The sequence below is a fragment of the Desulfovibrio legallii genome, from assembly GCF_900102485.1.
In the GTDB taxonomy this organism is placed as follows: domain Bacteria; phylum Desulfobacterota; class Desulfovibrionia; order Desulfovibrionales; family Desulfovibrionaceae; genus Desulfovibrio; species Desulfovibrio legallii_A.
The window spans coordinates 37,303-63,010 of sequence record NZ_FNBX01000002.1; the positions used below are offsets into that span (position 1 = coordinate 37,303).

The 25,708-nt window shown below is 66.3% G+C and carries 23 protein-coding genes; 12 read left to right on the forward strand and 11 right to left on the reverse strand.

Going from position 1 to position 25,708, the window contains the following annotated elements; genetic code table 11:
* Positions 1-13 precede the first annotated feature (13 nt).
* The 9 genes from hisH (at position 14) to sat (ending at position 11,976) form a co-directional block, all read left to right on the forward strand.
* Positions 14-652 (forward strand): imidazole glycerol phosphate synthase subunit HisH, encoded by a 639-nt coding sequence (hisH, locus tag BLS55_RS01420; RefSeq protein ID WP_092152572.1) that lies wholly within the window; start codon positions 14-16, stop codon positions 650-652.
* Positions 642-1,421, forward strand: a complete 780-nt coding sequence (gene hisF, locus BLS55_RS01425; RefSeq protein WP_092152573.1) for an imidazole glycerol phosphate synthase subunit HisF — start codon at positions 642-644, stop codon at positions 1,419-1,421. The genes hisH and hisF overlap by 11 nt, the downstream gene beginning before the upstream one ends.
* 320 nt (positions 1,422-1,741) lie before the next feature.
* Complete coding sequence (locus BLS55_RS01430) at positions 1,742-2,152, forward strand: FmdB family zinc ribbon protein (protein WP_092152763.1); 411 nt, start codon at positions 1,742-1,744, stop codon at positions 2,150-2,152.
* A gap of 7 nt (positions 2,153-2,159) precedes the next feature.
* On the forward strand, positions 2,160-3,473 hold the full coding sequence (gene purB, locus BLS55_RS01435) for an adenylosuccinate lyase (protein ID WP_092152574.1): 1,314 nt from the start codon (positions 2,160-2,162) through the stop codon (positions 3,471-3,473).
* Positions 3,474-3,484: 11 nt separating this feature from the next.
* Complete coding sequence (pyrE, locus tag BLS55_RS01440) at positions 3,485-4,042, forward strand: orotate phosphoribosyltransferase (protein WP_092152764.1); 558 nt, start codon at positions 3,485-3,487, stop codon at positions 4,040-4,042.
* Between the two features lie 28 nt (positions 4,043-4,070).
* Positions 4,071-6,275 (forward strand): L,D-transpeptidase Cds6 family protein, encoded by a 2,205-nt coding sequence (locus BLS55_RS01445; protein ID WP_257243085.1) that lies wholly within the window; start codon positions 4,071-4,073, stop codon positions 6,273-6,275.
* 24 nt (positions 6,276-6,299) lie between these two features.
* Positions 6,300-7,031, forward strand: a complete 732-nt coding sequence (locus tag BLS55_RS01450) for a hypothetical protein (protein WP_092152577.1) — start codon at positions 6,300-6,302, stop codon at positions 7,029-7,031.
* Positions 7,032-7,170: 139 nt separating this feature from the next.
* Entirely contained in the window at positions 7,171-10,107 is a 2,937-nt protein-coding gene (locus BLS55_RS01455) for an insulinase family protein (RefSeq protein ID WP_092152578.1), read from the forward strand.
* Between the two features lie 597 nt (positions 10,108-10,704).
* A complete protein-coding gene (gene sat, locus BLS55_RS01460) occupies positions 10,705-11,976 on the forward strand; it encodes a sulfate adenylyltransferase (RefSeq protein WP_092152580.1) in 1,272 nt (423 codons plus the stop codon).
* A gap of 291 nt (positions 11,977-12,267) precedes the next feature.
* Here sat and BLS55_RS01465 read toward each other — a convergent pair whose 3' ends face one another.
* From BLS55_RS01465 to BLS55_RS01505, 9 genes are all read right to left on the reverse strand, one after another.
* Positions 12,268-12,657: a DVU_2496 family lipoprotein gene (locus tag BLS55_RS01465; protein WP_092152582.1), complete on the reverse strand. Its 390-nt coding sequence runs from the start codon at positions 12,655-12,657 to the stop codon at positions 12,268-12,270.
* Between the two features lie 22 nt (positions 12,658-12,679).
* Positions 12,680-13,543, reverse strand: a complete 864-nt coding sequence (locus tag BLS55_RS01470) for a zinc metalloprotease HtpX (protein WP_092152583.1) — start codon at positions 13,541-13,543, stop codon at positions 12,680-12,682.
* A gap of 402 nt (positions 13,544-13,945) precedes the next feature.
* Complete coding sequence (locus BLS55_RS01475) at positions 13,946-15,025, reverse strand: ABC transporter ATP-binding protein (protein ID WP_257243086.1); 1,080 nt, start codon at positions 15,023-15,025, stop codon at positions 13,946-13,948.
* A 4-nt stretch (positions 15,026-15,029) separates the two neighbouring features.
* Positions 15,030-15,872: an MlaA family lipoprotein gene (locus BLS55_RS01480; RefSeq protein WP_180365359.1), complete on the reverse strand. Its 843-nt coding sequence runs from the start codon at positions 15,870-15,872 to the stop codon at positions 15,030-15,032.
* Complete coding sequence (locus BLS55_RS01485) at positions 15,862-16,515, reverse strand: Tgt2/MlaC family protein (protein ID WP_257243087.1); 654 nt, start codon at positions 16,513-16,515, stop codon at positions 15,862-15,864. Before BLS55_RS01485 ends, BLS55_RS01480 begins: the two co-directional genes overlap by 11 nt.
* On the reverse strand, positions 16,512-16,964 hold the full coding sequence (gene mlaD / locus BLS55_RS01490; protein WP_092152588.1) for an outer membrane lipid asymmetry maintenance protein MlaD: 453 nt from the start codon (positions 16,962-16,964) through the stop codon (positions 16,512-16,514). Before mlaD ends, BLS55_RS01485 begins: the two co-directional genes overlap by 4 nt.
* 136 nt (positions 16,965-17,100) lie before the next feature.
* Positions 17,101-17,919, reverse strand: coding sequence for an ABC transporter ATP-binding protein (locus BLS55_RS01495; protein WP_092152589.1), 819 nt, complete (start codon positions 17,917-17,919; stop codon positions 17,101-17,103).
* A gap of 75 nt (positions 17,920-17,994) precedes the next feature.
* A complete protein-coding gene (locus BLS55_RS01500) occupies positions 17,995-18,732 on the reverse strand; it encodes a YebC/PmpR family DNA-binding transcriptional regulator (RefSeq protein ID WP_092152591.1) in 738 nt (245 codons plus the stop codon).
* Positions 18,733-18,767: 35 nt separating this feature from the next.
* A complete protein-coding gene (locus BLS55_RS01505; RefSeq protein WP_092152592.1) occupies positions 18,768-19,379 on the reverse strand; it encodes an RlmE family RNA methyltransferase in 612 nt (203 codons plus the stop codon).
* 161 nt (positions 19,380-19,540) lie between these two features.
* On the opposite strand from BLS55_RS01505, the gene BLS55_RS01510 reads away from it, so the two are divergent.
* Positions 19,541-20,077, forward strand: coding sequence for a superoxide dismutase family protein (locus BLS55_RS01510; protein WP_092152593.1), 537 nt, complete (start codon positions 19,541-19,543; stop codon positions 20,075-20,077).
* Between the two features lie 400 nt (positions 20,078-20,477).
* On the opposite strand, the gene thiE is transcribed toward BLS55_RS01510, so the two are convergent.
* Complete coding sequence (gene thiE / locus BLS55_RS01515; RefSeq protein WP_092152594.1) at positions 20,478-21,119, reverse strand: thiamine phosphate synthase; 642 nt, start codon at positions 21,117-21,119, stop codon at positions 20,478-20,480.
* A gap of 17 nt (positions 21,120-21,136) precedes the next feature.
* Positions 21,137-22,123 carry a DUF362 domain-containing protein gene (locus BLS55_RS01520; RefSeq protein ID WP_092152596.1) on the reverse strand — a complete coding sequence of 329 codons (987 nt, stop codon included), beginning with the start codon at positions 22,121-22,123 and terminating at the stop codon, positions 21,137-21,139.
* 132 nt (positions 22,124-22,255) lie between these two features.
* On the opposite strand from BLS55_RS01520, the gene BLS55_RS01525 reads away from it, so the two are divergent.
* Together BLS55_RS01525 and BLS55_RS01530 are read left to right on the forward strand one after the other, a co-directional pair.
* Positions 22,256-25,081, forward strand: coding sequence for a mechanosensitive ion channel family protein (locus tag BLS55_RS01525; RefSeq protein ID WP_257243088.1), 2,826 nt, complete (start codon positions 22,256-22,258; stop codon positions 25,079-25,081).
* A gap of 34 nt (positions 25,082-25,115) precedes the next feature.
* Positions 25,116-25,463, forward strand: a complete 348-nt coding sequence (locus tag BLS55_RS01530) for a cupin domain-containing protein (protein WP_092152599.1) — start codon at positions 25,116-25,118, stop codon at positions 25,461-25,463.
* Positions 25,464-25,708: the final 245 nt, after the last annotated feature.

A 25,708-nucleotide genomic window follows, 5' to 3' on the forward strand; every position in this document is an offset into this window, starting at 1 on the left:
AGAGAGGACGCACATGTTGGCCATTCTGGACTACAAGGCGGGCAATCAGACAAGCGTGCGCCGGGCCCTGGAGCATCTGGGCATACCCTGCGCCATCACGGCGGATCCGGCGGCGCTGGACGCGGCCCACGGCATCATTTTCCCCGGCGTGGGGGCCGCGGGCCAGGCCATGCGCACCCTGCGCGCGGGCGGCCTGGACCAAGTGCTGCGCCGCGCCGTGGAGAAGGGCCGCCCCTTGCTGGGCATCTGTCTGGGTTGCCAGATTCTGCTCGCGCACAGCGAGGAGAACGACACCCCCACTCTGGACATTGTGCCTGGCGTCTGCCGTCGGTTTGAGGACGGCCTGCGCCAGGAGGACGGCACCCCCGCCCCGGTGCCGCACATGGGCTGGAACAGCATTGAGCTGCAGGCCCCGTGCCCCCTGCTCACGGGCGTGGACCCCAGGGCGGAGTTCTACTTCGTCCACAGCTACTATGTGGATCCGGCCCCGGAGCTGGTCCTGGCCACCACTGTTTACGGGCGGGAGTTCTGCTCCCTGTACGGACGGGACGGCCTCTGGGCTGCCCAGTTCCATCCGGAAAAAAGCGGCCGCCCCGGCCTGACCCTGCTGCGCAACTTCTACAACTACTGCGAGGCCCGCCATGCTGCGTAAGCGCGTCATCCCCTGTCTGGACGTGCGCAACGGCAAGCTCACCAAGGGCATCCGCTTTGCGGGCAACGAGGATATCGGCGACCCGGTGGAGAGCGCCCGCCGCTACTATGAAGAAGGCGCGGACGAGATCGTCTTTTACGACATCACGGCTTCGGCCGAGGCCAGGGGCATCTTTCTGGACGTGGTGGAGCGCGTGGCCGCGCAGATTTTTATTCCCTTTTCCGTAGGCGGGGGCATTGCCAGCGTGGAGGACATGCGCGCCGTGCTGCTGGCCGGGGCCGAAAAGGTTTCGGTCAACTCGGCGGCGGTCAAGAATCCGCAGCTCATCAGCGAGGGCGCGGCGGCCTTCGGCTCCCAGGCCGTGGTGGTGGGCATGGACGTGCTGGCCGTGCCCGTGAGCCCGGCCATCCCTTCGGGCTACGAGATCGTCATCTACGGCGGGCGCAAGCGCATGGGCCTGGACGCCGTGGCCTGGGCCCGGCGCTGCCAGGAACTGGGCGCGGGCGAGCTCTGCGTTAACTCCATTGACGCGGACGGCACCAGGGACGGCTACGAACTGCGCCTGACCCGCGCCATTGCGGACGCCGTGAGCATTCCGGTCATTGCTTCGGGCGGGGCGGGCGAACCCCGGCACATGCTGGAGGCCGTCACCACGGGCGGGGCCTCGGCGGCGCTCATTGCCTCCATCGTGCACTACGGGCAGTACAGCATCCGCCAGTGCAAGGCCTATCTGGCCGCCCACGGCGCGCCCGTGCGGCTTACCTGGTAGGGCGGGCTGGACTTCGGCCCGGAAAGTGCTTATACATACCCACTTAAAATACAGGGTTGCCCCCTTGGAGGATTTTATGGCTCATAAAAAAGTGGAACGCAAAAAGGAACTGGACCGCCGCCGCCACCGTCGCGAACAGCGTCTGAAGCAGCGCGTGCGCGAAGCCAAGGCCGCCAAAGCGTAGTTTTTTTGCCTCCTTCCCTTCTGGGACGGGGGCGGAGCGCGCCCTGGGGCGTTGCCGTGCGGCAGGCCTCCGGGAGCGCCGAAACTTTATGGAGAACGGTGCGCGCGGCCCGGCCGCGCCGCCGTTGTTTGCAGCCATGCCTATTTACGAATATCAGTGTCCCAAGTGTCAGCATCGTTTTGAAGAATGGGTCAAACTGGCGGACGCCCACGGGCAGGAGCCCTGCCCCAAGTGCGGCGCGCCCGCGCCGCGCATCATGTCGCACACCTCCTTTGTGCTTAAGGGCGGCGGCTGGTATGTGAGCGACTACGGCTACCGCAAAGGCATTAAGGAAGACGGTTCTGCCGCTGCGGCCGGTTCCGGCGGCGCGTCGGGCGCGGCTTCTTCTGGCCCGGCCGCGGCAGCCCCAGAGGCTTCGGGTCCGAAGGCTTCCAGTGCGGCGGCTTCCGGCGCGGAGGCTTCCGGTTCCGGCGCGGCCGCCGCAAAAGGCGGGGCCGCTGCGCCCGCCCCCACCCCTGCGTCCAAGCCCGCTGCGGCGGCTTCATGAGGCTTGCATGATCGATCGTTACACCCGGCCGGCAATGGGCCGCATCTGGACCCTGGAAAACCGCTACCGGGCCTGGCTGGACGTGGAGCTGGCCGTGTGCGAGGCCTGGGGCGAGCTGGGCCGCGTGCCCGCCGACGCCGTGGCGCGCATCAAGGCCAGGGCGGCCATTGATGTGGACCGCATCCTGGCCATTGAAGAAGTGACCCGCCACGACGTCATCGCCTTCCTGACCTCTCTGGAAGAGAAGGTGGGGCCGGAGGCCCGCTACATCCACCTGGGCTGCACTTCTTCGGACATTGTGGATACGGCCAACGCCCTGCTGCTGGTCCAGGCCGGGACGTTGATCCTTAGCGATCTGGACGCCCTGCTGGCCACCCTGGCGGATCTGGCCCGCCGCCATAAGGGCGTGCTCTGCATGGGCCGCACCCACGGCATCCATGCGGAGCCCACCAGCTTCGGCCTCAAGATGCTGGGCTTTTACGCCGAATTTGTGCGGCACCGGGAGCGGGTGCAGGCGGGCCTTGAGAGCGTGCGCGCGGGCAAGATTTCCGGCGCGGTGGGCACCTACGCCTTTCTTTCGCCTGACCTGGAGGCCCGCGCCCTGGCCCGCCTGGGCCTGGCGGTGGACCCGCACTCCACCCAGATCGTGCAGCGCGACCGCTACGCCCATTTCTTCACCTCCCTGGCGATCATGGCCGGCGGGGTGGAGCGGCTCTGCGTGGAGCTGCGCCATCTGCAGCGCACGGAGGTGCTGGAAGTGGAGGAGGGCTTCGCCAAAGGGCAGAAAGGCTCCTCGGCCATGCCCCACAAAAAGAATCCCATCTCGGCGGAGAACCTGTGCGGCCTTTCCCGGCTGCTGCGTTCCAACGCCCTGGCCTCGCTGGAAGATCAGGCCCTCTGGCACGAGCGGGACATCAGTCATTCTTCGGTGGAGCGGGTTATTATGCCCGATTCCACCATCCTGGCGGACTATGTGCTGGCCCGGCTGGACCGGCTGCTGCGCGGCCTGGTGGTCAAGCCCGAACGCATGCGCGAGAACATGGAGCGCTCCTACGGGCTCTACTTTTCGCAACGGGTGCTCACGGCGCTCATCGCCACGGGCCTGCCCCGGCAGCAGGCCTACGAGGCCGTACAGCGCCTGGCCATGCAGAGCTGGGAAAGCCGCACCCCCTTCCCCGATCTGGTGCGCGCCGATGCGGCCATCAGCGGCCGCCTGGGCGCGGAAACCCTCAAGGATCTGTTTGATCCCGCCTACTACCTGCGCTACGAGGACGCCATTTTTGAGCGCGTGCTTGCCGCACCCCTCACGGAGGACCGCTAGTGGACGCCCCCATGCTGGACCATAAACGCCGCCTGGCGCGTCTGCTGGTGGAAAAATCCTACCGGGAAGGTGATTTTTTGCTGGCTTCCGGCCGCCGAAGCGATTATTATTTCGACTGTCGCGTTACCGCACTGCACGCTGAGGGCTCCTGGCTCATCGGCACGCTGTTCAACAACCTGCTCAAGGACGTTGACGTTCGCGGCGTCGGCGGCATGACCATGGGCGCGGATCCGCTGGTTTCCGCCACCACGGTTGTTTCGCACCAGCTGGGCCGCCCTTTGCACGGCCTTCTGGTGCGCAAGGAGGCCAAGGGCCACGGCACCGGCCAGTTTGTAGAGGGGTTGGGCAACTTCCGCCCGGGCGACCGGGTGGCGTTGCTGGAAGATGTGGTCACCACGGGCGGTTCGCTGCTCAAAGCCTGCGAAAGAATACGGGAGGCGGGCCTGTCCATTGCGGCGGTCTGCGCTATCCTGGATCGGGAGGAAGGTGGCCGGGAAAAGCTCCGTGAGGCGGGGTATGACCTGCTTGCGCTCTTTACCCGTGCGGAACTGGTGGCCCTTGCGCGTTGAGGGAGCCGGTTGCCGCCTCTGGGGGGCGGTGCTGACGCTGCTCCTTTGCGGCGTTGTGGCCTCGGCCCGACAGGCCCTGGCGGACAACTGGCAGGCCACCCTCTACAACGAGGGCCTGCCCACACATCTGGTGGCCGTGGATAAGGCGCGTCAGACCTTTCTTTTTTTTGAGAAAAAAAGCCCTCTTAAGCTCAAATACAGTTTCCCCTGCACCACGGGGCAGCTCCCCGGCGATAAGCAGGCCCTTAACGACCTGCGCACGCCTGAGGGCGTCTACTTTGTGGAATACAAAATAGCCAGCGGCCTGGACTTCAGGGAATACGGCGGCATAGCCTACACGCTCAACTATCCCAACCCTGTGGACCGGCTGCGCGGCAAAACCGGCCACGGCATCTGGATCCACAGCAAGGGCTTCGGCATTGAGCCCCTTTCCACCAGGGGCTGCGTGGCCATCGGCCTGGACGAGATCGGCGAGGTGGGCCCGCAGCTCACCCCGGGCACGGCCGTGGTCCTGGCCGAAAAGCTGGACGAGCGCAGCGTGCCCCGCCCTGACGACGGCACGGCCCGCGAGCTGCGCCGTCTTATGCAGGCCTGGAGCAACGCCTGGGCCGCGCGCTCCCGCAAGCTGTTCGAGTTTTACGATCCCGAAGCCTATTCCAGGGCCATGCCGGAAAGTTTCGCCGCCTTCCGGCAGAACAAGGAACGGCTGTTCAAGATCCTCAGCTTCATCAAAATCTACAACCGCAAAATCCATGCGCTGCAGGGGCCGGGCTACTGGGTCACCTGGTCGGAGCAGTTCTATACGGCCTCCAACCTTTCCACTGAAGGCATCCGCCGTCTGTATTGGCAGCGCGGCAAGGACAACAGATTTCGCATTGTGGGCATGGAGTGGACCCCGCGCGACCTGGGCATGCGGGCCGATTTTCAGAAGGGCCGCCTGGTGGCCGAGGCTCCGCTGCAGGTAGTGAGCGACGCCGCTTCCTCCGAAGCGCCCCGGCCGCCGCGCCTGGATATGCCCGAAAGCGCCGCCGAGCCGGCGTCCGCAGAGGCCGCGCCCGCCGCCGCTCCTGATGCCGCGCGGGAAACGGCGGCAGCGGAAAAAGCCCCGGCCCCGGCTGCCGCAAAGCCGGCTCCGTCCGCCAAGGCCGCGCCCGCGGAAAAAGCCGCCGCGCGCACTCTGCTGGCCGTGAGCGAGCCGCTGGTGCCGCGCCGCCAGGCTTCGCCGCCCCCGGCGGAAGTCAACTGGGGCGCGCGCCCCGGCATGGTTTCCGGCAGCGCAGCCCGGCCTGCCCTGCCGCCCGAAGAATCGCCCCGGCCCGCGCCCGCGAAATCCACGCCTGCGGCAGCCGCGTCGCCTGCGCCTGTCGCGTCCACAGCGACCGCGCAGCCCGCCCCTGCGCCCGCGACAGCCGCGCCTGAAACGGCGGCCGCGCCCGTCGTGCCCGCCGCGCCCGCCGCGCAGGTTCTGGAGCTCACGCCCGCAACTCGGCAGGCCCTGGCCGCGGCCGTGGAGGGCTGGAATGCGGCCTTTGCCGCCCGGTCCGCCCAGCAGATCGCCGCGTTTTATGACCAGGTCCGCTATAACCGCGAGCCCGGCGTGCCGCGCGGGCACTCCTTGCGCACCACCCTGCGCGAGCTGGAGCGGCGCTTTGCCGCGCCCTGGCTTACGGTCATCAACCGCAAGCCGGAGATGGAAATCAAAGGCAATCTGGTCGTGACCGCCTGGGCGCAGATGACGGCGGCCCCTGAAGGCTTTGCCGAAGGCCTGCGCACGCTTTGGTGGCGCAGGGGCGAGGACGGCGGCTTCCGCATTGTGGCGGCCCGCTTCCAGCCCGGCCCCACAGGGCTTGCCGCCGATTATCTGGACGCGGTCAGCGGCCAGGTCAGCGCAGATCTGGAAGCCTGGCGCAAGGCCTGGGAGGCCGGAAGCCTGGATGCCTACCTGGAGTGCTATACCGCGGACGCCCTGCAGCAGGGGCGGCGCGGGGCCGCCAATATCCGGCGGCAGAAGGAACAGCTCTGGGCCCGCGTCAAGCCCACCCTGGTGCGGATTTCCGGTTTGCGGCTGGTGGTGGAGCGCACGGGCCTGCGGGCGGACATGACCCAGATCTACGCGGACAGCTCCGGCCACAGCGACCGGGGCACCAAGACCCTCCAACTGCGCTACGACGGCAAGCGCTGGCGCATCGCCCGCGAGGATTGGGCCGCCCTGCCGCCCGCGTCCCAACCCTGACGCCTGTGCGGCGCGGAGCCGGCCTTGGGCTATAAAACCAACCTTTGCATTATCTTTATGCCCGATGCGGGGCCGCGCCGCAGCTATCGGGTGCGGCAAAGCCGCTTCCGCCTGCTGTTGCTGCTTTGCGCCTGCCTGCCCGTGGTCTGCGCGCTGCTGGGCTGGCAGTGCTGGCGGCTGTGGCAGCAGAACGCGCAACTGCGCGAAAACGTGCTGCGCTTTGAAAGCGACTACCAGGCCGCCCAGGCCACGGCGGAACGGCTGGAAAACCTGGAAGCCCTGCTGCAGGAGGAAAACCTGCCCGGCAGGGAGCAGGTGCTCCGCCGCCTCAACGCCCTGGAAGGGGATGAAGCGCCGCCCGCCGAGGCCGCGCCGCCGGAGCCCGCGCCCCGCGCTGAAGGCCCCGGCCATGAGGACTTCCCGGCCGTGGATACGGGCTATGTGGCGGTGAGCAATGTCCAGGCCCGCGCCCTGCGCGGCGGCAAGCTGCGCATCGCCCTGGACCTGCGCAATACGGACAGCCAGAAGATCGCCGTCGGCATGGTGAGCGCCGTCCTGCTCACGGCCGACGGCAAACGCCGCCCGCTGGACGTAACCCCGGAAAGCGCCGCCAGCTTTCGCATCAGCCGCTTTAAGCGCTCGGTCATGGTGGTGGGCGCGGGGCGCACCAGCATGGTCAACGCCCAGGTGCTGCTGGAGGTGCGCAGCCAGGACGGGGCGGTGGTCTTCCGCAATATTTTCCCGGTGGAGCGTTAGGCGTTTCAGGCCTCAATGTTCCTTCGCCAGCGGCGCGGACAGCCCGCCCCATCGGGCCCGCGCGGGCAGGGCGCGGACAAGCCTTGCCGGCACAGCCTTACCAATCCTTACCCTTCGGTTCCGTCAAAAGGATACAGTCATGAACAGGCACGGTTTCACACTGCTTACGGAAAAAATTCTGCACGAAGCGGGCGGCACGGCGCGCCTGTGGCGGCATGCGGTCACGGGCGCGGAGCTGCTCTCCGTCAGCAATACGGACGAGAACAAATGCTTCGGGGTCAGCTTCCGCACCCCCCCGGCGGATTCCACGGGCGTGGCCCACATCCTGGAGCATTCCGTGCTCTGCGGTTCGGCCAAATATCCGGTGAAGGAACCTTTTGTGGAGCTGCTCAAGGGCTCGCTGCAGACCTTCCTCAACGCCTTTACCTTTCCCGACAAGACCTGCTACCCCGTGGCCAGCTGCAATCTGCGCGATTTTTACAACCTTATTGACGTTTACATCGACGCCGTGTTCCACCCCCGCATCAGCGAAGACATTTTCAAGCAGGAGGGCTGGCATGTGGAGGCCCCCACGCCCGACGGCCCCTGGGCTTACAAAGGCGTGGTCTACAACGAGATGAAGGGCGTTTACTCCTCGCCCGACTCCATCCTGGGGGAGCAGAGCCAGCAGGCCCTGTTCCCGGATACGCTGTACAGCCTGGATTCCGGCGGCGACCCGGAGCGCATCCCCGATCTGACCTATGCGGCTTTTCACGAGTTCCACAGCCGCTACTACCACCCCAGCAACGCCCGCTTCTTCTTCTGGGGCGACGACCCGGAGGAGGAGCGCCTGCGCCTGCTGGCCGCGGCCCTGCAGGACTATGCGGCCCGGCCCGTGGATTCCGCCGTGCCCCTGCAGCCCCGGCTTACCATGCCCCGGCGGCTGGAGCTGCCCTATGCCGCGGCGGCGGGCGAAAACCGCGCCCTGTTTACCGTCAACTGGCTGCTGGGCGAACGCGGCGACGTGCACCAGGCCCTGCTCATGGAGATGCTGGAACATGTGCTGGAAGGGCTGCCCGGCTCGCCTTTGCGCAAAGCGCTGATCGCCTCCGGCCTGGGGGAGGATACCACCGGCTGCGGGCTGGAAACGGATCTGCGCCAGATGTACTACTCCACAGGCCTCAAGGGCGTGGCCCCGGCAGACGTGCAGAAGGCCGAGGCGCTTATTTTTGATACCCTGACGGACCTGACGCGCACGGGCATCCCCGCCGCCGCCGTGGAGGCCGCCGTCAACAGCGTGGAATTCGCCTACCGCGAAAACAATTCCGGCCGCTTTCCGCGCGGGCTGGCGGCCATGATCCAGGCGCTCTCCACCTGGCTCTATGACGGCGACCCCCTGGCCCCCCTGGCCTGGGAAGCTCCCCTCACGGCCATCAAGGACCGCCTGGCCGCGGGCGAAAAGCTGTTTGAAGCGGCCATTGCAGACAACTTCCTGAACAACGCCCACCGCGCCACGGTGGTGCTGTTGCCCGACGCCGGTCTGGGCGCGCGGCGGGAGGCGGCCGAGGCCGCCCGCGTGGCCGCCGTGCAGGTCGCCGCAGGGCCGGAGGCCAGGGCCGCCCTGACGGAGGAGACCCGCCGCCTGCAGGCGGCGCAGACCGCGCCTGACAGCCCGGAGGCCCTGGCATCCATCCCCGCGCTGGGGCTGGACGATCTGCCGCGCGAAAACGCCGCCATCCCCCGCGCTGTGGCCCAGTGGCCGGAAACGGCTCTCAGCCATGAGCTGCCCACCCGCGGCATTGCCTACGCCACCTTGCTGCTGCCGCTGGAAAATGTGCCGGACCGTCTGGCGGCCCTGCTGCCGTTGTTTGCCCGCAGCCTTACGGAGACGGGCACCGCCCGGCGGGACTATACGGAGCTGGGCGCGCTTATGGCCGCCAAAACCGGCGGCCTGGGGGCCGACCCTTTGCTGGGCGTAGTGCGCGGCAGCCGTAAGACCGTGAGCTGCCTCAGCGTGTCGGGCAAGGCCGTGTACGACAAGTTGCCGGACCTCTTTGCCCTGATGACGGAAATTCTGCTGGAGCCGCAGACCGACGTTGCGGCGTTGGGCGAGCGGCTGCGCCAGATGCTGCTGGAGGCCCGCGCGCGCCTGGAGCACGGCCTTCAGGCGGCGGGGCACGCTGCGGTGAGCGCCCGGCTGCGGGCGCGCTACACGGGCGCGGGGGCCGTGGCCGAACGCACCACGGGCCTGAGCTACCTGGAAAGCGTGCGCGGGCTGCTCCGGCAGTTGGAAACCGAACCGCAGGCCCTGCTGGAGGATATGGAAGACCTGCGCCGCCGCATCGTGGCCCGGCCCGGCGCGGTGTTCGACTGCACCGCCGAGGCCGAAGGCCTGGCCCTGGCCGAAACCCACGCCCGGCAGCTCTTGCGGGCCTTGCCGCCCGCGCGGGCCGGCGGGCGCGGCGACCTGGGCGCGGCCCCTCTGGACCTGCCCCTCGGCGAAGCCTTCGTGGCCCCGGCCCAGATCAACTATGTGGGCAAGGCCGCCAACCTTTACGACCTGGGCTATGCGTACCACGGCTCGGCCAGCGCCATTCTGCGCTATCTGCGCATGGGCTATCTGTGGGAACAGGTGCGGGTGCGGGGCGGGGCCTACGGGGCCTTCTGCGGCCTGGACCGCCTGGGCGGCACCCTGGTCTGCTCCTCCTACCGCGACCCCAATGTGGACGACACCCTGGCCGCCTTTGACGGCATGGCGGACTTTCTGCGCGCCTTCACCCCGGACAAGGCCCAGCTTACCCAGGCCATTGTGGGGGCCATCGGGGATCTGGACGCCTACCAGCTGCCCGACGCCAAAGGCGCGCAATCCCTGGCGCGCTGGCTCACGGACGATACGGAGGCCGCCCGCGCCCTCATGCGTGAGGAAATCCTCAGCACCACCCCGCGTCATTTCAAGGAGTTTGCCGAGGTGCTGGCCACGGCCGCGCGGGAAGGGGCCGTGTGCGTGCTGGGCGGGCCCAAAACCCAGGCCGCGGCAGAGGCCCACGGCTGGCCCGTGCAGAAGCTGGTGGAAACCCAGGGAACCGCAGCGGAATAACCGAAAGCAGCGGGGCCGGGCGCGTCTTTTGGAACGCCCGCGCACCCCGCGCAGGACGTCGTTCGGCGGTAGTGAGCCCCCGGCAACGGCAGGAAGAACAGCCTGCCGTTGCCGGGGGCTTCTGTGTTGCTGCAGGCGGGCGTGCGCCTGGACGCTTTATGCGTCCTCCCGCGTCGGGGGTGCATGAACGCCACAAAGCAAGCGCTGTGCCCACAGGGCAAACGAACGCACAGGCGGGGCCCTGCCGGTTCCACACCTGACCCTGCCAAGGGAGAAATTTTTTCAGCGCGCAAGGTGCGCGCCGCGCTTGAGAAAAAAAGCGCCATCCAGCCCGTCCGATGTGGGACGGGCACATTTTTTCCTTATTTCCCCCTTCTCTTTTGCCGTGGAGCAGGTTATGATGAACTATCTGCAAGCAGATGCGGGCCGCACCCCAGCTTCTTTTTCAGGCGCGTAGCCAAGATTTTTTTCGGGAGATGGTTGACTTTTTGTTAGATTATTCACAAGATGCTTTTTGAAAGCAGTCCTCCCGTTTGGCGAGCCGGCACGCCAGCTCCTGGGGGAGGCGCACATAACCAAAACACGGAGGATTTCGCGATGTCCAAACTGGTAGCTCCTCATGGCGGCAAGGGTCTGGTCTGTTGCTTGCTGGAAGGCAAGGCCCTGGAAGACGAAAAGAAAAAAGCCGCTGGCTTGAAGCAGATCGAAATTTCTTCCCGCGCCAAGGGCGACCTGATCATGATGGGCATTGGCGGCTTTTCGCCCCTCAAAGGCTTCATGAACAAGGCCGACTGGAAGAGCGTTTGTGAAAAAATGACGCTTTCCGACGGCACCTTCTGGCCCGTGCCGGTGACCATGGACGTGGCCGCCGCCGACGCCAAAAGCCTGAAGCCCGGCGAAGAAGTGGCCCTGGTCCGCAAGGGCGAAATCATGGCCACCATGAAGGTTGAGGAAGTCTATGAGATGACCGAGGCCGACAAAAAGTGGGAATGCGAGCTGGTGTTCAAGGGCGCCGGCCCGGACTCCGAAAAGTTTTGGGAAGTGGCCCCCAGCGACCACCCCGGCGTGAAGATGGTGCTGGCCCAGAAGGAATTCAACGTGGCCGGTACGGTCAAAGTGCTTTCGCAGGGCGAATATCCTGAGAAGTTCCCCGGCGTGTACATGACCCCCGCCCAGCTGCGCGCCAAGATGGACGAACGCGGCTGGCAGAAAGTGGCCGCCCTGCAGCTGCGCAACCCCATGCACCGCTCGCACGAGTATCTGGCCAAAATCGCCGTTGAAGTGTGCGACGGCGTGGTCATCCACTCCCTGGTGGGCTCCCTGAAGCCCGGCGACATCCCGGCCGAAGTGCGCGTGAAGTGCATCGACACCCTGGTGGACAAGTACTTCGTGAAAGACTTCGTCATCCAGGCCGGCTATCCCCTGGACATGCGCTACGCCGGTCCGCGTGAAGCCCTGTTGCACGCCACCTTCCGCCAGAACTACGGCATCAACAACCTCATCGTGGGCCGCGACCACGCCGGTGTGGGCGACTTCTACGGCATGTTTGAGGCGCAGGAAATCTTCCGCAGGATTCCCCAGCCCGCTGAGGAAGGCAAGCGCCTGCTCTGCCATCCGCTGAATATCGACTGGACCTTCTACTGCAAAAAGTGCGACGGCATGGCCAGCATGCGCACCTGCCCCCACGGCAAGGAAGACCGCGTGATCCTTTCCGGCACCAAGTTGCGCAAAATGCTTTCCGAAGGCGCGGAAGTGCCGGATCACTTCGGCCGTGAAGAAGTGCTCGCCATCCTGCGCGAATACTACTCCAGCCTCACCGAAAAGGTGGAAATCAAAATGCAGCGCGCCGCTTCCGGCTCGACCATGTAAGCTCGGCTCCGGAGCAACGCCATCACAACATCAGGGGGCGCCCGCAAGGGCGCCCCTTGGCGTTTGGGGCGCGTTGGCCTGCGGGGTTGGCATTTCAAAGTTGCAAGGCCTTAAGGCAGACCCAAAATCCTGACCACGCGGCCGCTACGAACTATGCGAAAATTCTGGACACCACCGCGGGTAGCTGCCGTGCGACTGTCAGAGCACTGCAGCGCGCTTGTCCGCACCAACGCCAAAAAAAAGAGAGGGCATCCCCTCTCTTTGTCCGCCTGCGGTCGTGCAGAAGGGCTTTCAGATGTTTTCCGTTACCCAGTCCACCACCTGGGCCATGCGTTTGAGCATGTAGCGGCGGTGGGGCAGGGGCTGGGCCAGATCGGTAAGGTCGCCTTCCAGGCGGTAGATGCGCCAGTCGCCCCGGGGCAGCCGCCCTGCGGCCATGGCCGCGTTGACGGCCGCACGGGCCGCGCCAGGGGAGCAGAAGAGCTCAAAATCGCTGGCCCCAGGATCCAGCACCACGTCCGCGCCGCTGGCAATATCAATGATGTAGTTGCCCGGCGCGTAAACGTAGACATACGGGCAGGGCTCGGCGGGCCCTTCCGGCGCGGGGGCCGGGGTGGGCTCCTGGGTTTTGGCGCAGGCCGTCAGCGCCAGACAGGCAAGCAGAAGAAGGCGTTTGGGCATGGACTGACCTCACCGGCAGGGGTTACCCGCGCTGTTGTTGCCGCGCCATTTCCTGGAGGCGGCGGATGCGTTCCTCAATGGGCGGATGGGTGCTGAACAGGCTGGCCATGCCCCCGTGGGCGAACAAGGGCGTGACGATGAACATCTGCTCCGTGCTGGGGTTGCCGTCCTGCATGGGAATGCGCCCGCTGGCCGCGGCCAGTTTCTGCAAAGCTCCGGCCAGGGCCAGGGGCTGGCCGCAGAGGGCCGCGCCCGTGTCGTCGGCCAGGTACTCGCGCGAGCGGGAAATGGCCATCTGGATGAGCCCGGCGGCCAGGGGGGCCAGCAGGGCCATCATAAGCGCCGCCAGGGGGTTTGCGCCGCCCTCGCCCTCGCGGTTGCCGCCAAAAATGGCCGTGAACTGAAAAATGTTGGCCAGGGTGACGATGGCCGAAGCCATGACCCCGGCAATGGTCTGGATGAGGATATCCCGGTTCTTGATGTGGCCCATCTCATGGCCTAGCACGCCGCGCAGCTCTTCGGGCGAGAGCAGGCGCATGATGCCCTCGGTCACGGCCACAACGGCGTGCTCCGGGTTGCGGCCTGTGGCGAAGGCATTGGGGGCGGCCTCAGGCACCACGCAAATGCGGGGCTTGGGGATGCCGGCGTTATGGGCCAGCTCCTCCACCATGCGGTGCAGGGCCGGGGCTTCTTCCGGGGCCAGCTCCCGCGCGCGGTACATGGAAAGGACGATCTTGTCCGAATACCAATAGCTGCCCAGATTCATGAGCAGGGCCAGGCCAAAGGCGAAAATAACGCCCGTGCGCCCGCCCAGCAGGCCGCCCATGACAATGATGATGCCCGAAAGCAGACCCAGAAGAAGAACGGTCTTGATCTGACTGGTCATGCCAACTCCTTATGCTGCAAAAACGTCCGTCCGCGGCGCAAGACCGCATTCCTTATAGTATAAGCACCCAGGGGGCGCTGGCAAGCGGGAGCGCATCGCCCCGCCCCCGTGTGCCGCGCACAACTGCCGCGGAAAGATGTGCCCGGCCAGAGGCCGACACATGCGTAAAAACGCTCGGCCAGGGTACTAGCGCAGAGTACCTTTGAGAACAGGCATTGCTCAAAGTTTCAGGCACGCTCGTTTCGGCGCTTAACAGCGCAAATAAATTGCGCTTACACCTCCACTGCGGGCGTCTGCCCGCACAGCCGCCAGGGCATTTCAAGGTTAAAATGCCCTATTCGGATCCATAGATAATATACCCTTCCCCCCACAAAACGCTGTTTTCTCCCCAATTTTTCTGTCTCAGTCCTTGTGCGCGAGCCAGCAGGCCACGCGGTGCGGGCCTTGGGCGTGCTCTGGGGGCATCTGGACGGCGCAGCGGGGCAGGGCGTGGGGGCAGCGGGGGTGGAAGGGACAGCCGGGGGGCATCTGGCGCAGGTCCGGCACGCTGCCGGGGATGGTGGGCAGGCGGCGCAGGCCGGGTTGGCGCAGGGCCGGGGCGGCGCGCAGCAGGCCTTGGGTGTAGGGGTGGCGCGGGTGGGCGAAAAGCTCTTGGGTGGGGGCGCACTCCACCAGGCGACCGGCGTACATAACACCCACGGTTTCGGCCATCTGGGCGGCGATGCCCAGGTCGTGGGTAATGAGCAGCACAGCCATGCCGCGTTCCTGGCTGCGGGCGGCCAGCAGGCGCAGGATCTGGCCCTGAATGGTGGTATCCAGGGCGGTGGTGGGTTCGTCCGCCAGCAGCAGGCGGGGGCCGCAGGCCAGGGCCATGGCGATCATGACCCGTTGGCGCATGCCGCCGGAAAGCTGGTGGGGGTAGTCGTTGCAGCGGTTGCGGGGATCGGGGATGCCCACTTCAGCCAAGAGGGCCGCGGCTTCCCGACGGGCGTCCGCGCGGGAGCGGCGCAGGTGCAGGCGCAAGGGCTCCGCCACCTGGCTGCCCACGGTGAGCACGGGGTTGAGGGCGGTCATGGGCTCCTGAAAGACCATGCCCACCAGGCGGCCACGCACGCGGCGCAGTTCGCGTTCGGAGCAGGCGGCAAGGTCCGTGCCTTCCAGGAGGATACGGCCGCGTTGCTGGGCGTTTTCCGGCAGCAGGCGCAGCACGGCCTTGGCGGTGAGGCTTTTGCCGCAGCCGGATTCGCCCACCAGGCAGGTGGTGCGGCCCGCGGCCAGGCGCAGATGGAGCCCCTGCACGGCAGGCAGCAGGCCCTGGTCCGTGCGGAAGTGGACGTGCAGATCCTCGATTTCCAGCAGAGGGGCGGCTGCAGCGGGCTCCGTGCCGCAAGGCGTCCCGGCGTTCTGCGGGGCGCGCGCCTGGGGGCCTGTCCGCGGCGTGGGCACGGCGGCGGACGGCATGGAAGGCGAGGCGGCGGTCATGGCCTTAGTGCAGCACTTGCGCCCGGCGGAAGCTCACATAGGCTTCACGCATGGCGATGTAGGGATCCACAGCCACGGAGTTGAGGTCTTCGTAGAGGGGCAGCACATCGCCCAGGGCGTTGAAGCGCAGGCCCCCGCCCGCCCCGAAGCTCAGCTCCCAGGGCTGGAGGTAGAAGAGCGGCTCGGCGAAGAGGTCGCCCACGCGGCCCACGGTGTCGCGCGCCGAGCTGGGGCCGAGGAAGGGCCAAACCAGGTAGAAGCCGTGGCCCAGGCCCCAGCGGCCCAGGGTCTGGCCGAAATCCTCGCCGGCGGGGTCCACGGGCACCACGGTTTTGAGGCCTTTGGCCACATCGGCGAAGCCCGCGCTGGAGGTGGTGTTGATGATGAAGCGGCCGAACTCCACCCCGGCTTCCATGAAGCGGAACTGAAGGATATTGTTGATGAAGCGCACGGGGAAGAGGATGTTGGAAAAGAAGTTTTTCAGCCCGCTGCGCAGCTGGTGGGGGGTGATGAACTCCCAGGCCTTATAGACGGGCTTGGCCACATAGAGGAAGAAGATGTCGTTGAAGTGGAACCAGAAGCGGTTCCAGGGTTCAAAGGGGTCGGCGATGACGCTTATGGGCGCGTCGTCGTAGTCGTCCAGGTTGTCGGAAACGCGCAGGCTTCCGTAGGGGTGGACGGTGACGGCGCCGGGCGGCAGGGCCGGGGCGTTGCCGTAAACGGTGGAAGGCGCGGCCTGCTCCGGCGCGGCGGCGGCGGGCGCGGCGTGCAGGCAGCAGCATACGGTCAGCGCGGCCAAGGCAGTGACGCCGCAACGCCAGGGGCGTGTGACCCGGTCAGCTGCCACTCTGGCCCACCTCCCGGGTTTTGGCCCGGATTTTTTCAATAAGCTGGTCGGGGCTTGCACTGTTCAGAATGTCCTGAAACTGGGTGCGGTAGTTTTTGACCAAGCTGAGGTTCTCGATAAGCACGTCATAGACGAACCAGGAGTTGCGCTTGGGCAGCATGCGGTAGGCCACGGGCACCTTTTTGCCGTCCTTCATGGTGATGCTGGTCTGGATTTCCACGCGCTTGCCGTCGGGCGAGACGGTTTCGCCGGTGTAGAGCACCTGCTCGCCGTTATAGCCGTCGATTTTGTTCAGGTAGGTGTTGATGAGCAGATCGGCGAAGGCGTCGCTGAAGCGGCGCTGCTGCTCCGGGGTGAAGGCGCGCCAGCGCGGCCCTACCGTGCGGGAGGAAAATTCGCCGAAATCAAAGACATGGAGCACCTCGTCCTCGATCTGCTGGCGCAGGGGGCCGCGAGTGGCGGGATTGACGTAGTCCGGATTTTTGATGCAGTTGAGAATGCGGCTGATGGAGGTTTCCAGCGTCTGGCGGGCCGGTGTGGCGGCCCCGGCGGGCAAGGCGGCCAAGGTCAGGGCCAGCAGGCAGCAGAGCAGCAGGCAGCGGCGGAAGGCGCGAAGGCGCGAAGGCCTGGCGGCGGGCATCATTTGACTCCTCCGAAGGCGTATTTACTGATAAGGGTGCCCAGGTCCACGGCGGATTCCGTTTCCGTAATGGCGTCGCCGGGGGCGAGCATCTGGTCCGAGCCTCCGCGCGAGAGGCTGACGTATTTGTCGCCGATAAGGCCGCTGGTGCGGATGGAGGCCATGCTGTCGTCCGAAAGGCGCAGATCCTTATGGAGGCGCAGGCGCACTACGGCCTGGTTGCGCACCGGGTCCGGATCCAGATGGATGTCCACCACCCGCCCCACGGGCACGCCGGACATTTCCACATCCGCTCCCACCCGGAGGCCGGAAACGGAATCAAAGCGGGCCACCAGCTCAAAGCCTTGCGAGCTGAACAATTCCATCTTGCCCAGCTTGACGGTGAGGTAGGCCACGCAAAGCAGGCCAATAAGAACAAAAAGGCCCACGGCGGTTTCTCTAGCGGAATTCATGCGGTATCCAGATTGCCGGTTTGCAGGTGATAACCGTTGGTAACTATACGGACACGGGGGCCAAGTTTCAAGCCCTGCGCCGTTGCAGGCGGCCACGCGGCAAAAGCGCGGCCCTTGCAGCGGACGGCGCGGCGGCTCAGGAGGCCAGCCAGCGGTCCAGGGCCTGCCGCACTGCTGGGTCCGGCGGGTCCTGAAGGTTGATGCCCGCGCCCGGGCCGGGTTCGCGACGCAGAAACTGGCGCAAATAGGGATCCGCGCTGCTTTCCAGCGCGGCCAGGGAACCGGAAAACAGGGCTCGCCCTTCGCCCAGCACCAGCACATGGTCGGCGATGACGCGCAGGCTTGCGAGGTCGTGGCTTACCACCACCAGGGTCATGTCGGGCATCTGCTCCCGCAGGGAGAGCAGCAGGGCGTCCATGCGCGCGGCAGTGATGGGGTCCAGGCCGCTGGTGGGTTCGTCGCAAAGCAGCACGCGCGGCTCGGCGATGATGGCCCTGGCCAGGCCCGCACGTTTGCGCATGCCGCCGGAAAGCTGATTGGGATAATAATCGGCAAAATCTTCCAGCCCCACCAGCCGCAGCACCCGCAGGCCCGCCTCGCGGATGCGCGTTTTGGAGAGGCGCAGGTGCTCGCTTAAGGGCAGGGTGACGTTCTGCACCAGGGTCAGGGCCCCCAGCAGCGCGCCGTCTTGAAAAAGCACGCCCATGTGGCGGCGGGCCCGGCGGAAGTCGCGCCGGCCAAGGGCAAAGAGGTCGCGCCCGCCCAGCAGCACGCTGCCTTCCAGGGGGCGCGCAAGGCCGATGACCTGCCGCAGCAAGGTGGATTTGCCGCAGCCGGAACCGCCGAGAATGACGGAAACCTTGCCCCCCGGCAGCACGGCGTTGATATGGCGCAGCACCACATGTTCGCCGTAGCCTGCGCTCAGGGCGCGAAATTCAATGTCCCATGCCTCCATGCGGCTCCTTGTGCGGGGGCGCAACGCGCCCGCCGTTGCCCAGTATAGACCGGGAAAGGCGGGCGCGCAAGCGGGTCAGTCAGTAAGCATGTCGTCGGGGAAATCCGCGTTGGCGTAAACGTTCTGCACGTCGTCGTTGTCGTCCAGGGCGTCCATAAGGCGCAGCACCTTCTGGCCCATGTCCGCGTCCACGGGCACCAGATTCTGCGGCACCATGGCAAGCTCCGCGGACTGCATGACAATGCCCGCGGCCTCCAGGGCGTCGCGCACGGCGGCGAAATCGGCCATGGCGGTGTGGATGGTCCAGACGTCCTCGTCGTCAATGACGTCGTCGGCCCCGGCTTCCAGGGCGGCTTCCATGATTTTGTCTTCAGCGTAGGCGGCCTTGTCCACAGAGATGACGCCCTTGTGGTCAAACATCCAGCCCACGCTGCCGTTCTCGCCCATGGAGCCGCCGTGCTTGGTGAACAGGTGGCGCACTTCGGCCACGGTGCGGTTTTTGTTGTCCGTGGCCACTTCCACCATAACGGCAATGCCGCCGGGGCCGTAGCCTTCATAGAAGGTTTCGGTCAGGTCGCCGCCCGCGTCCTCGCCGGTGCCTTTGCGGATGGCGGCGTCGATTTTGTCCTTGGGCAGGTTCACGGCCTTGGCGGCGGCGATGGCCGCCCGCAAACGGGGGTTGCCCGCGGGATCGCCCCCGCCCTTGGCGGCGATGATGATTTCTTTGGCGGCCTTGGTGAAGATCTTGCCGCGCTTGGCGTCCTGGCGTCCCTTACGGTGCTGAATGTTGGCCCATTTGCTGTGCCCTGACATAAAACCTCCGAAAAAACCTGCGGTGAGTAAAAAGTTCAGATGCCCGGCGGCGCGTCCTGCCCGTGAAAATGCAGGCCCACAAAGAACGTCTCCTTGCTTTCCGCCCGCGAGCTTTTGGGCTTGAAGGATTTGACCGTGGCAAAGCCCGCGCGCATGGGCGCGAGCAGCTCCTGAATGTCCGGCCCCATAAAAATCTTGACCACAAAGTGCCCACCGGGCTTAAGCCGCTGGCGGGCTACGGCCAGGGCTTCCAGGGCCAGCTCCAGGGAACGGGCCTGGTCGGTGAAGCGCGTGCCCGTGGTGCGGGGGGCCATGTCGCTCAGCACCACGTCAAAAGGGCCCAGCGCCGCAAGCCGGGCCTCAAAGGCCGCAGAACGGGCAAAAACGTCCTCCTGCGCGAACTCCACCTGGGGGGGGAAGGCCGTGTCCGTGGCCTGAATGTCGCAGGCCAGCACCAGGCCGTGGTCCCCCACGCGCTCCGCCGCGCCCAAAGACCAGGAGCCCGGCGCGGCGCCCAGGTCCAGCACCTTCTGGCCGGGCTTGAGCAGCCGGAATTTGGCGTCCAGCTCCTTGAGCTTGTACACGGACCGGGCGGGGTAGTGCTCCCGCTTGGCCTTAAGAAAGTAGTGGTCTCGATATTCCTTCATGACAAATCCCAACATGTGAGCATACACTTTTTGTCGCCATTCGCCAAGGGGGCGAAATCCGGCTTCCGGGTTGACCCATACGCCGCCTTTGCGTAGGGTTTTACTATGTGGAAAAGGCGTGCGGATTTTCGCGTGCCGCAATTCCCCCACAGGAGACGTTTATGAAAAGAATTCTTCCTGTTCTGCTGGTTATGGGCGGCGCTCTGCTGCTGGCCGCGGGCCATGTCCGGGCCGAGAGCGTTACGGTTCCGATCAATAAGATAATGGACGCCGGCGTGGACAAGGCGCTGGGGCAGGTGGTTTTTGCGGACGACGGCAAGGGCGGGCTGGACATTCTGGTGGAAGTGGCCGGGCTGCCGCCCGGGCCCCACGGCATGCACATTCATGAGAAGCCCTCGTGCGCCCCAGGCCTCAAGGACGGCAAAAACGTGGCGGGGCTGGCCGCCGGCGGCCACTTTGACCCCGCCCACAGCGGCAAGCATGAAGGCCCCGGCAAGCCGGGCCACAAGGGCGACCTGCCCTTTATCACTGCCGACGCCCAGGGCACGGCCAAGGCCAAGCTGCACGCCCCCGGCCTGACCACGGCGGAAATCCGGGGCCGCTCCCTTATGATCCACGCCGGCGGCGACAACTACGCCGACGTGCCCGCCCCCTTGGGCGGCGGCGGGGCGCGGATAGCCTGCGGCGTCATTAAGTAGCGCAGAGTACCGTTGAGAACAGGCATTCTCAAAGTTTAAGGCACGGTTGTTTCGACGCTTAACAGAGCAAATAAATTGCGCTTACACCTCCACAGCGGGCGTTTTTGGCCCGCTGGCTGCATCAACGGGCCGCTCCGATTCAGGTCAGTGCCGCAAGGGTACTTTCCCTGTTTCGGGGCGGCCTATTTTGCCTCGTGTACTTTCCCTGTTCCGGACGGCCTTTTTGCCCGGTGTGCGCTTCCTGCTCCGGACGGTTTGTTTTTTGGTCCAAGGTACGCCTGTGGCGTCCCCTGAGGGGAGAAAAGTTTTTTGAAGGGGATGGGGGGTGTGGGGGGAAGGGGGGACTTTTGTCCACAAAAGTCCCCCCTTCCCCCCACAAAAAACAACAGTCCAAGGCCCCTTACTGTCCCGCGCGCATGGCTTTGCGCAGGGCGGCCACTTTGGCGGGGATGTCGGGCGCGCCCACGAGGTCGGTGATCAGGCAGCAGCAGCGCGCGCCGTGGCGGGCCACGTCGGCGATGTTGTGTTCTTTGATGCCGCCGATGGCCACCAGGGGCAGGTCGATGTTGCTGTGCACCCAGTCCAGGTACTGGAGGCCCACGGGGTCCACGACGTCTTCTTTGGTGTGGGTGGCGTAGATGGGGCCCACGCCGATGTAGTCCGCGCCCAGGCCGCGCGCTGCCTGGGCTTGTTCCGGCTTATGGGTGGAGAGGCCGATGAGCATATCCGGCCCCACCAGGGAGCGCACTTCGGGCACGGGCAGGTCTTCCTGGCCCACATGCACGCCGTCGGCCTCGGCCAGGATGGCCAGGTCCACATAGTCGTCCACGATGAAGCAGGCGTCGGCCTCGCGGGTCAGGCGGCGGAGCAGGCGGCATTCTTCCAGCATGGCTCCGGCTTTGAGCTTTTTTTCGCGGTACTGCACGATGCGCACACCGGCGCTGAGCAGGGCGCGGACCACTTCTTCCAGGGGGCGGCCCAGGGAGTAGTTGGGGTCGGTGATGGCGTAGATGTCGGTTTCTCCGGGCAGGATTTTGGGCATGGGGTTCTCCTTGCCGTTCAGGTGCGGAAGACGGCGCAGATGCGGCGCGCGCAGCTTTTGAGCAGGCGTGCCGGGTGAAAGGAGGTATGGGCCAGGCGCGCGGGCAGCACAAAGCCCGCGGCGTCAAAATCTTCAGGACGCAGCAGGGGGTAGACGGGCACGCAGCCTGCGGCGGCCGTGCCTGGGGCCTGGCGGCGGATCAGCGCCGCGCCCAGGGGCACGGATGACGGCGTGCGGCCCAGCACGGCGCAGAGGGCTTCGTCCAGGGCCGGGGCGCTGGCGCAGGCTCCCAGGAGGTTGAGGGGGAAGGGTTCGCCCTTGCTGGGGCCGGTGACGTGCATGGCGCGCACGCCGTCGGCCAGGGCGGCCACGGGCGGCAGCGCGGCCCAGAGCGCGGCCAGGCAGTCGGCGAAAAAATCCGGATCGCGGCCTTCGCGGGCGTGGACCACGGCCTTGCGCAGGCCGCAGACGCAGCCGAAGCAGTTTTTTACCGCCAGGGTCAGGAGCATCTGGCTGTGGGCCTTGACCCTGGGCAGGGAGAGGATGGCGTCGCTTTCCAGGGCCAGGCGGGCGATGCCGAAGCGCGGGGCGCGGCCGTGGGGCGGGGGGGAGCCGGAGAGCAGGGGCAGGGTTGTGGGCACGGGGGTTTCCAGCGGGCGCACGGCGAGGCCCAGGGGTTTGAGGGCGGCCTCCAGGCCCACGGCGCGGGCCACGGCGGCGGCGCGGCCAAAGCCAGGGGCGTCGGCCACGGTGACGCGCGCGCCCTGGTCCATGAGCCAGGCGCAGGCGGCGGCGACCACGGCGGGCGTGGTGCAGGCCAGGGCCTTGGCCTGCAGGAGGTTGGGTTTGACCAGCACCCGCGCGCCGCGCAGGGAGATGTGCTCCGTCAGTCGGGCGGCGTCCAGGGCCGCGCCGGTCTGGCGGCTCAGGGTTGGTTCCGTATAGTCCTGGCAGCGGGTCAGGGCCACGGGCAGGGGGGCGTGAACGGGGGCAGGCGCGGTCATGGCTGAACTATGCCGCCCGAGGTGCGCCTTGTAAAGCGGCTCTTTTCAAATGGGCGCGCTTGACGTATGCACAGGCATTGCGCACGGCCGCGGCCTTTGCGGCGGCGCGACACTCTGCGTAAGGATGGCAGCATGCGTGCAGTCATTATGATTTTTTGCATGGCTCTGGCGCTGACCTGCGGCGTGGGAAGCGGCCCTGGGCCGGTTCTGGCGGCAGCGGCAAGGGATAAGGCCGCGCCCAAGGCCGACCTGGACGCCAAGGGCGCGGACAAGGCGGCCAGGATAGAGGCCGCCAAAAACGGCGCGGATAAGAACGCGGACAAAGCGTCGGCCAAAGCGGACGCCGCCAAAACGGACGCGGACAAGGGCGGCGACAAGGCTCCGGCCAAAGCGGACGCTCCCAAAGCGGACGCGGCCAAGACGGGTGCGGATAAGACGGATGCGGACAAGCCCGTCCTGCCCCTGCAGGATCCCTGGGAAGCCGTCTGGAGCAACCAGCGGACCATGCTGAACGAGGTGGACGACAAAGCCGCGCAGATGAGTGCGGATTTCAGCCAGCGCACGGTCAATCTGAGCGCGCGGGTGCAGCCCTATACGGAGGAGGCCCGCCGTCTGCTGGTGCTGGTGAATACATACAAAAACTGGCCCAACCCCATGGAGGCCGTAAGCCGCCGCATCACGGTCACCATGGAAGACCTGCGCAAACTGCTGGACCCCATGACGGCGGCCCGCAAAGAGGCGCAAGGCCTGCTGGAGCGCATCGGCTACCTGGCGGACAGCCTGCCCGAAGACCTGCAGGACAGCAGCCTGAGCCCGGAAATTCAGGATTACGCCAGGCGTCTGACGCTCACCCGCCTGCGCCTCACGGCGGTGCTGGCCCAGTTTGACGCCGCCCTGGCCCCCTCCCTGGCCCTGATCAAGCGGCTGGAAAAGACCAGGGAAGAGATCGGCGCGCAGCTGCCCTTGCTGTGGAAGGACTATTACCTGCAGCGCCCGGTGCCCTGGCTCAGCCCCGACGCCTGGCGCGACTTCTCCAAACAGATGGGCTATTCCCTGCAGGGCATGGTGCTGCGCCTGCCCGTGGAGATTCCCGTTACGCCGGACCGCTGGGGCACGGCCCTGGTGCGCCTGCTTATCGGGCTTCTGGTTACCGGGGCCTTCTGCACCCTGCTGTACCGGCGCTATGCGGCGGCCGCGGCGCAGAACGCCACGGTGCGGCACATCTTCCGGGTCAGCCTGCCCTGGCTCTGTGTGGGCCTGGCCCTGCTGGGCAGCTCCATTTCCGCCACAGGCGAGTTCTTTCGGCTGCTCCTGGCCGTGGGCAACCTCTGCCTTATTGTGGCGCAGCTCTACCTGGCCTGGGACTTCCGTCGGCTCAAGTATCCTGATGTAGCCGTGGAGCGCGCGCCCTTCTGGGATCTCATGCCCCTCACCCTGGGGGCGTATGTGCTGCTCTATCTGCCGCTCACCAAGGCGCTGGTGCTGCTCATCTGGCTGGGGATAGTCATTGCGGCCATGGTGCGCCAGCGCCGCCGCCCCCGGCCGGATCTGGGCCCCCTGCATGTGGAGGCCAGCGTGCTGGAATGCGAGCCCCTGGCGCTCTGGATCTGCCTGGTGCTGGCCCTTTCCGGCCTGCACATCTATAGTATGGTGCTGTACCTGCTTTTTGCCTCCACTTCGCTGGCCCTGCAGCTCTGCCTGGGCGGCATGGCCATGGTCAGCAACCTGAACGACAACCTGCCCAAGGAGGGCGTGCGCGCCGCGCTTGCCCATCTGGCCGTGGCCCTGGCCGCGCCCGTGGTGCTGGTGGCCGTGGTGGTGGGCGTTTCGCTCTGGATCGGCACCCTGCCGGGCGGCATGGCTCTTATGCAGCGCTACCTGCTGCAGGGGGTCAGCGTGGGCAGCACGCAGTTCAACATCGTTCATGTGCTGCTGATCATCACCATGTTCTACCTCACGCGCACGGCCGTGGCCATGGGCTCGCGCTTTCTGGCCCGTCTGCCCAAGCAGGGCCTGACCATTGATTCCACCCTCATCCCGCCCATGCAGACGGCCTTTACCTACGCCCTGTGGTGTTGCTTCGGGCTGTTTGTGCTGCGGGCCCTGGGCATGGAGCTGAGCAACCTGGCCATGGTGGCCGGCGGTCTTTCCGTGGGCATCGGCTTCGGCATGCAGACTATTGTCAACAACTTCCTTTCGGGCCTGATCCTTATTTTCAGCCGCACCCTGCAGGCCGGGGACGTGGTGGACGTGGGCGGCATCCAGGGCCGGGTGCGCAAGATCAGCGTGCGCGCCACCATGGTGGAAACCTTTGACAACGCCCTGATCATCGTGCCCAACTCCGAGTTTGTAGCCAGCAGGCTCATCAACTGGACGCGCAACAGCCGCACCGTGCGGCGGGAGATCAAGATCGGCGTGGCCTACGGCAGTTCGGCCGATCAGGTCATGAAGATCCTGCTGGCCATCGCCAACAGCCACAGCAATGTGCTCAAATATCCGCCTCCGGCCGTGTCGTTTGACGATTTTGGGGCCAGCACCCTGGACTTCACCCTGCGCTTCTGGGTTCGGGATTACGACGTGAGCGTGTCCACTTCGTCGGACATCCGCCTGGAGATCGAAAAAGCCTTCCGCGAGGCGGACATAGAAATTGCCTTCCCGCAGCTGGACGTGCATATTAAGGATGTGCCCGCGCCCCGCGCTCTGCGGCCTGCCGCGCGCCCCGCCCCGCGCCCGGCGGCGAATCCGGCTGCCGCGGCGGTGCCCACGGCCGTTGCGGACCAGGCCCCCCCGCGCCGGGCTGGGCAGCCCGGCCAGCCCGGAGGTCAGGCGCGCCGTCGGCCGCGCCTGGTGGGCGGCAGAACCCGGCGTCCGGCCAGGCCCGGCAATGCTGCGCCTGCCGCTGCACCCGTCGTTACGCCTGCCGCTGCACCCGCCGTGGAGGACGAGGACGAAAATTGATCCCCCCGCACCCCAAAACCAGAGGAGGACGCTTATGATCCATCGCGCAACGGAACTGGAAACTTTTGCCAAAGAAATGTTCGGCGGCCCCGGCGACGTGCATTTTACCAAGATTGTCCCGGCCGAGGGCCTGGCGGGCAAAGGCCGTCTGTTCAACATCGGCCTGCTCAAGCCCGGCTGTGCTGTGGGCATGCACGGCCACAAGGGCGAAATGGAGATCTACTACATTCTGGAAGGCCACGGCCTGTATAACGACAACGGCACAGAAACGCCCGTGGGGCCCGGCGACGTCACCGTCTGCCCCGACGGCGAGAGCCACGGTCTGCTCAATACCGGCGATACGGACCTTAAAATGGTGGCGTTGATCCTGTTTGCCCAATAGAACAGGCCGCCTTTGCGCATATGCGTTCTCAACGGTTATGACACGCCCGTTCCGGCGTTTAGCAGCGCAGAGGCATGCGCTTATGCCTGCACGGCGGGCGTAAGCTCGCGCAGCCGCCACGGCGTGGCAACGTTGCAACGTCGGAATGCACGTGTCCTTGCGGCTGCGCGGCCTCAAGGAGAAGCCGGGCCGGATACGGCAACGGGGGGCCTCCGGCAGTGGGCGGCCCCCCGTTGCGTTTTGGG

Excerpts from the sequence above, each read along its gene's own strand:
- BLS55_RS01475 (WP_257243086.1), bottom strand. The coding sequence starts at position 15,025 with ATGACCGCCGCCTCGCCTTCCATGCCGTCCGCCGCCGTGCCCACGCCG.
- BLS55_RS01525 (WP_257243088.1), top strand. The coding sequence starts at position 22,256 with ATGCGTGCAGTCATTATGATTTTTTGCATGGCTCTGGCGCTGACCTGC.
- BLS55_RS01485 (WP_257243087.1), bottom strand. The coding sequence starts at position 16,515 with ATGATGCCCGCCGCCAGGCCTTCGCGCCTTCGCGCCTTCCGCCGCTGC.
- hisH (WP_092152572.1), top strand. The coding sequence starts at position 14 with ATGTTGGCCATTCTGGACTACAAGGCGGGCAATCAGACAAGCGTGCGC.
- BLS55_RS01465 (WP_092152582.1), bottom strand. The coding sequence starts at position 12,657 with ATGCCCAAACGCCTTCTTCTGCTTGCCTGTCTGGCGCTGACGGCCTGC.
- hisF (WP_092152573.1), top strand. The coding sequence starts at position 642 with ATGCTGCGTAAGCGCGTCATCCCCTGTCTGGACGTGCGCAACGGCAAG.
- BLS55_RS01470 (WP_092152583.1), bottom strand. The coding sequence starts at position 13,543 with ATGACCAGTCAGATCAAGACCGTTCTTCTTCTGGGTCTGCTTTCGGGC.
- BLS55_RS01455 (WP_092152578.1), top strand. The coding sequence starts at position 7,171 with ATGAACAGGCACGGTTTCACACTGCTTACGGAAAAAATTCTGCACGAA.
- BLS55_RS01530 (WP_092152599.1), top strand. The coding sequence starts at position 25,116 with ATGATCCATCGCGCAACGGAACTGGAAACTTTTGCCAAAGAAATGTTC.
- BLS55_RS01505 (WP_092152592.1), bottom strand. The coding sequence starts at position 19,379 with ATGAAGGAATATCGAGACCACTACTTTCTTAAGGCCAAGCGGGAGCAC.
- pyrE (WP_092152764.1), top strand. The coding sequence starts at position 3,485 with ATGCTGGACCATAAACGCCGCCTGGCGCGTCTGCTGGTGGAAAAATCC.
- BLS55_RS01500 (WP_092152591.1), bottom strand. The coding sequence starts at position 18,732 with ATGTCAGGGCACAGCAAATGGGCCAACATTCAGCACCGTAAGGGACGC.
- BLS55_RS01510 (WP_092152593.1), top strand. The coding sequence starts at position 19,541 with ATGAAAAGAATTCTTCCTGTTCTGCTGGTTATGGGCGGCGCTCTGCTG.
- BLS55_RS01520 (WP_092152596.1), bottom strand. The coding sequence starts at position 22,123 with ATGACCGCGCCTGCCCCCGTTCACGCCCCCCTGCCCGTGGCCCTGACC.
- mlaD (WP_092152588.1), bottom strand. The coding sequence starts at position 16,964 with ATGAATTCCGCTAGAGAAACCGCCGTGGGCCTTTTTGTTCTTATTGGC.
- thiE (WP_092152594.1), bottom strand. The coding sequence starts at position 21,119 with ATGCCCAAAATCCTGCCCGGAGAAACCGACATCTACGCCATCACCGAC.
- purB (WP_092152574.1), top strand. The coding sequence starts at position 2,160 with ATGATCGATCGTTACACCCGGCCGGCAATGGGCCGCATCTGGACCCTG.
- BLS55_RS01495 (WP_092152589.1), bottom strand. The coding sequence starts at position 17,919 with ATGGAGGCATGGGACATTGAATTTCGCGCCCTGAGCGCAGGCTACGGC.
- sat (WP_092152580.1), top strand. The coding sequence starts at position 10,705 with ATGTCCAAACTGGTAGCTCCTCATGGCGGCAAGGGTCTGGTCTGTTGC.
- BLS55_RS01430 (WP_092152763.1), top strand. The coding sequence starts at position 1,742 with ATGCCTATTTACGAATATCAGTGTCCCAAGTGTCAGCATCGTTTTGAA.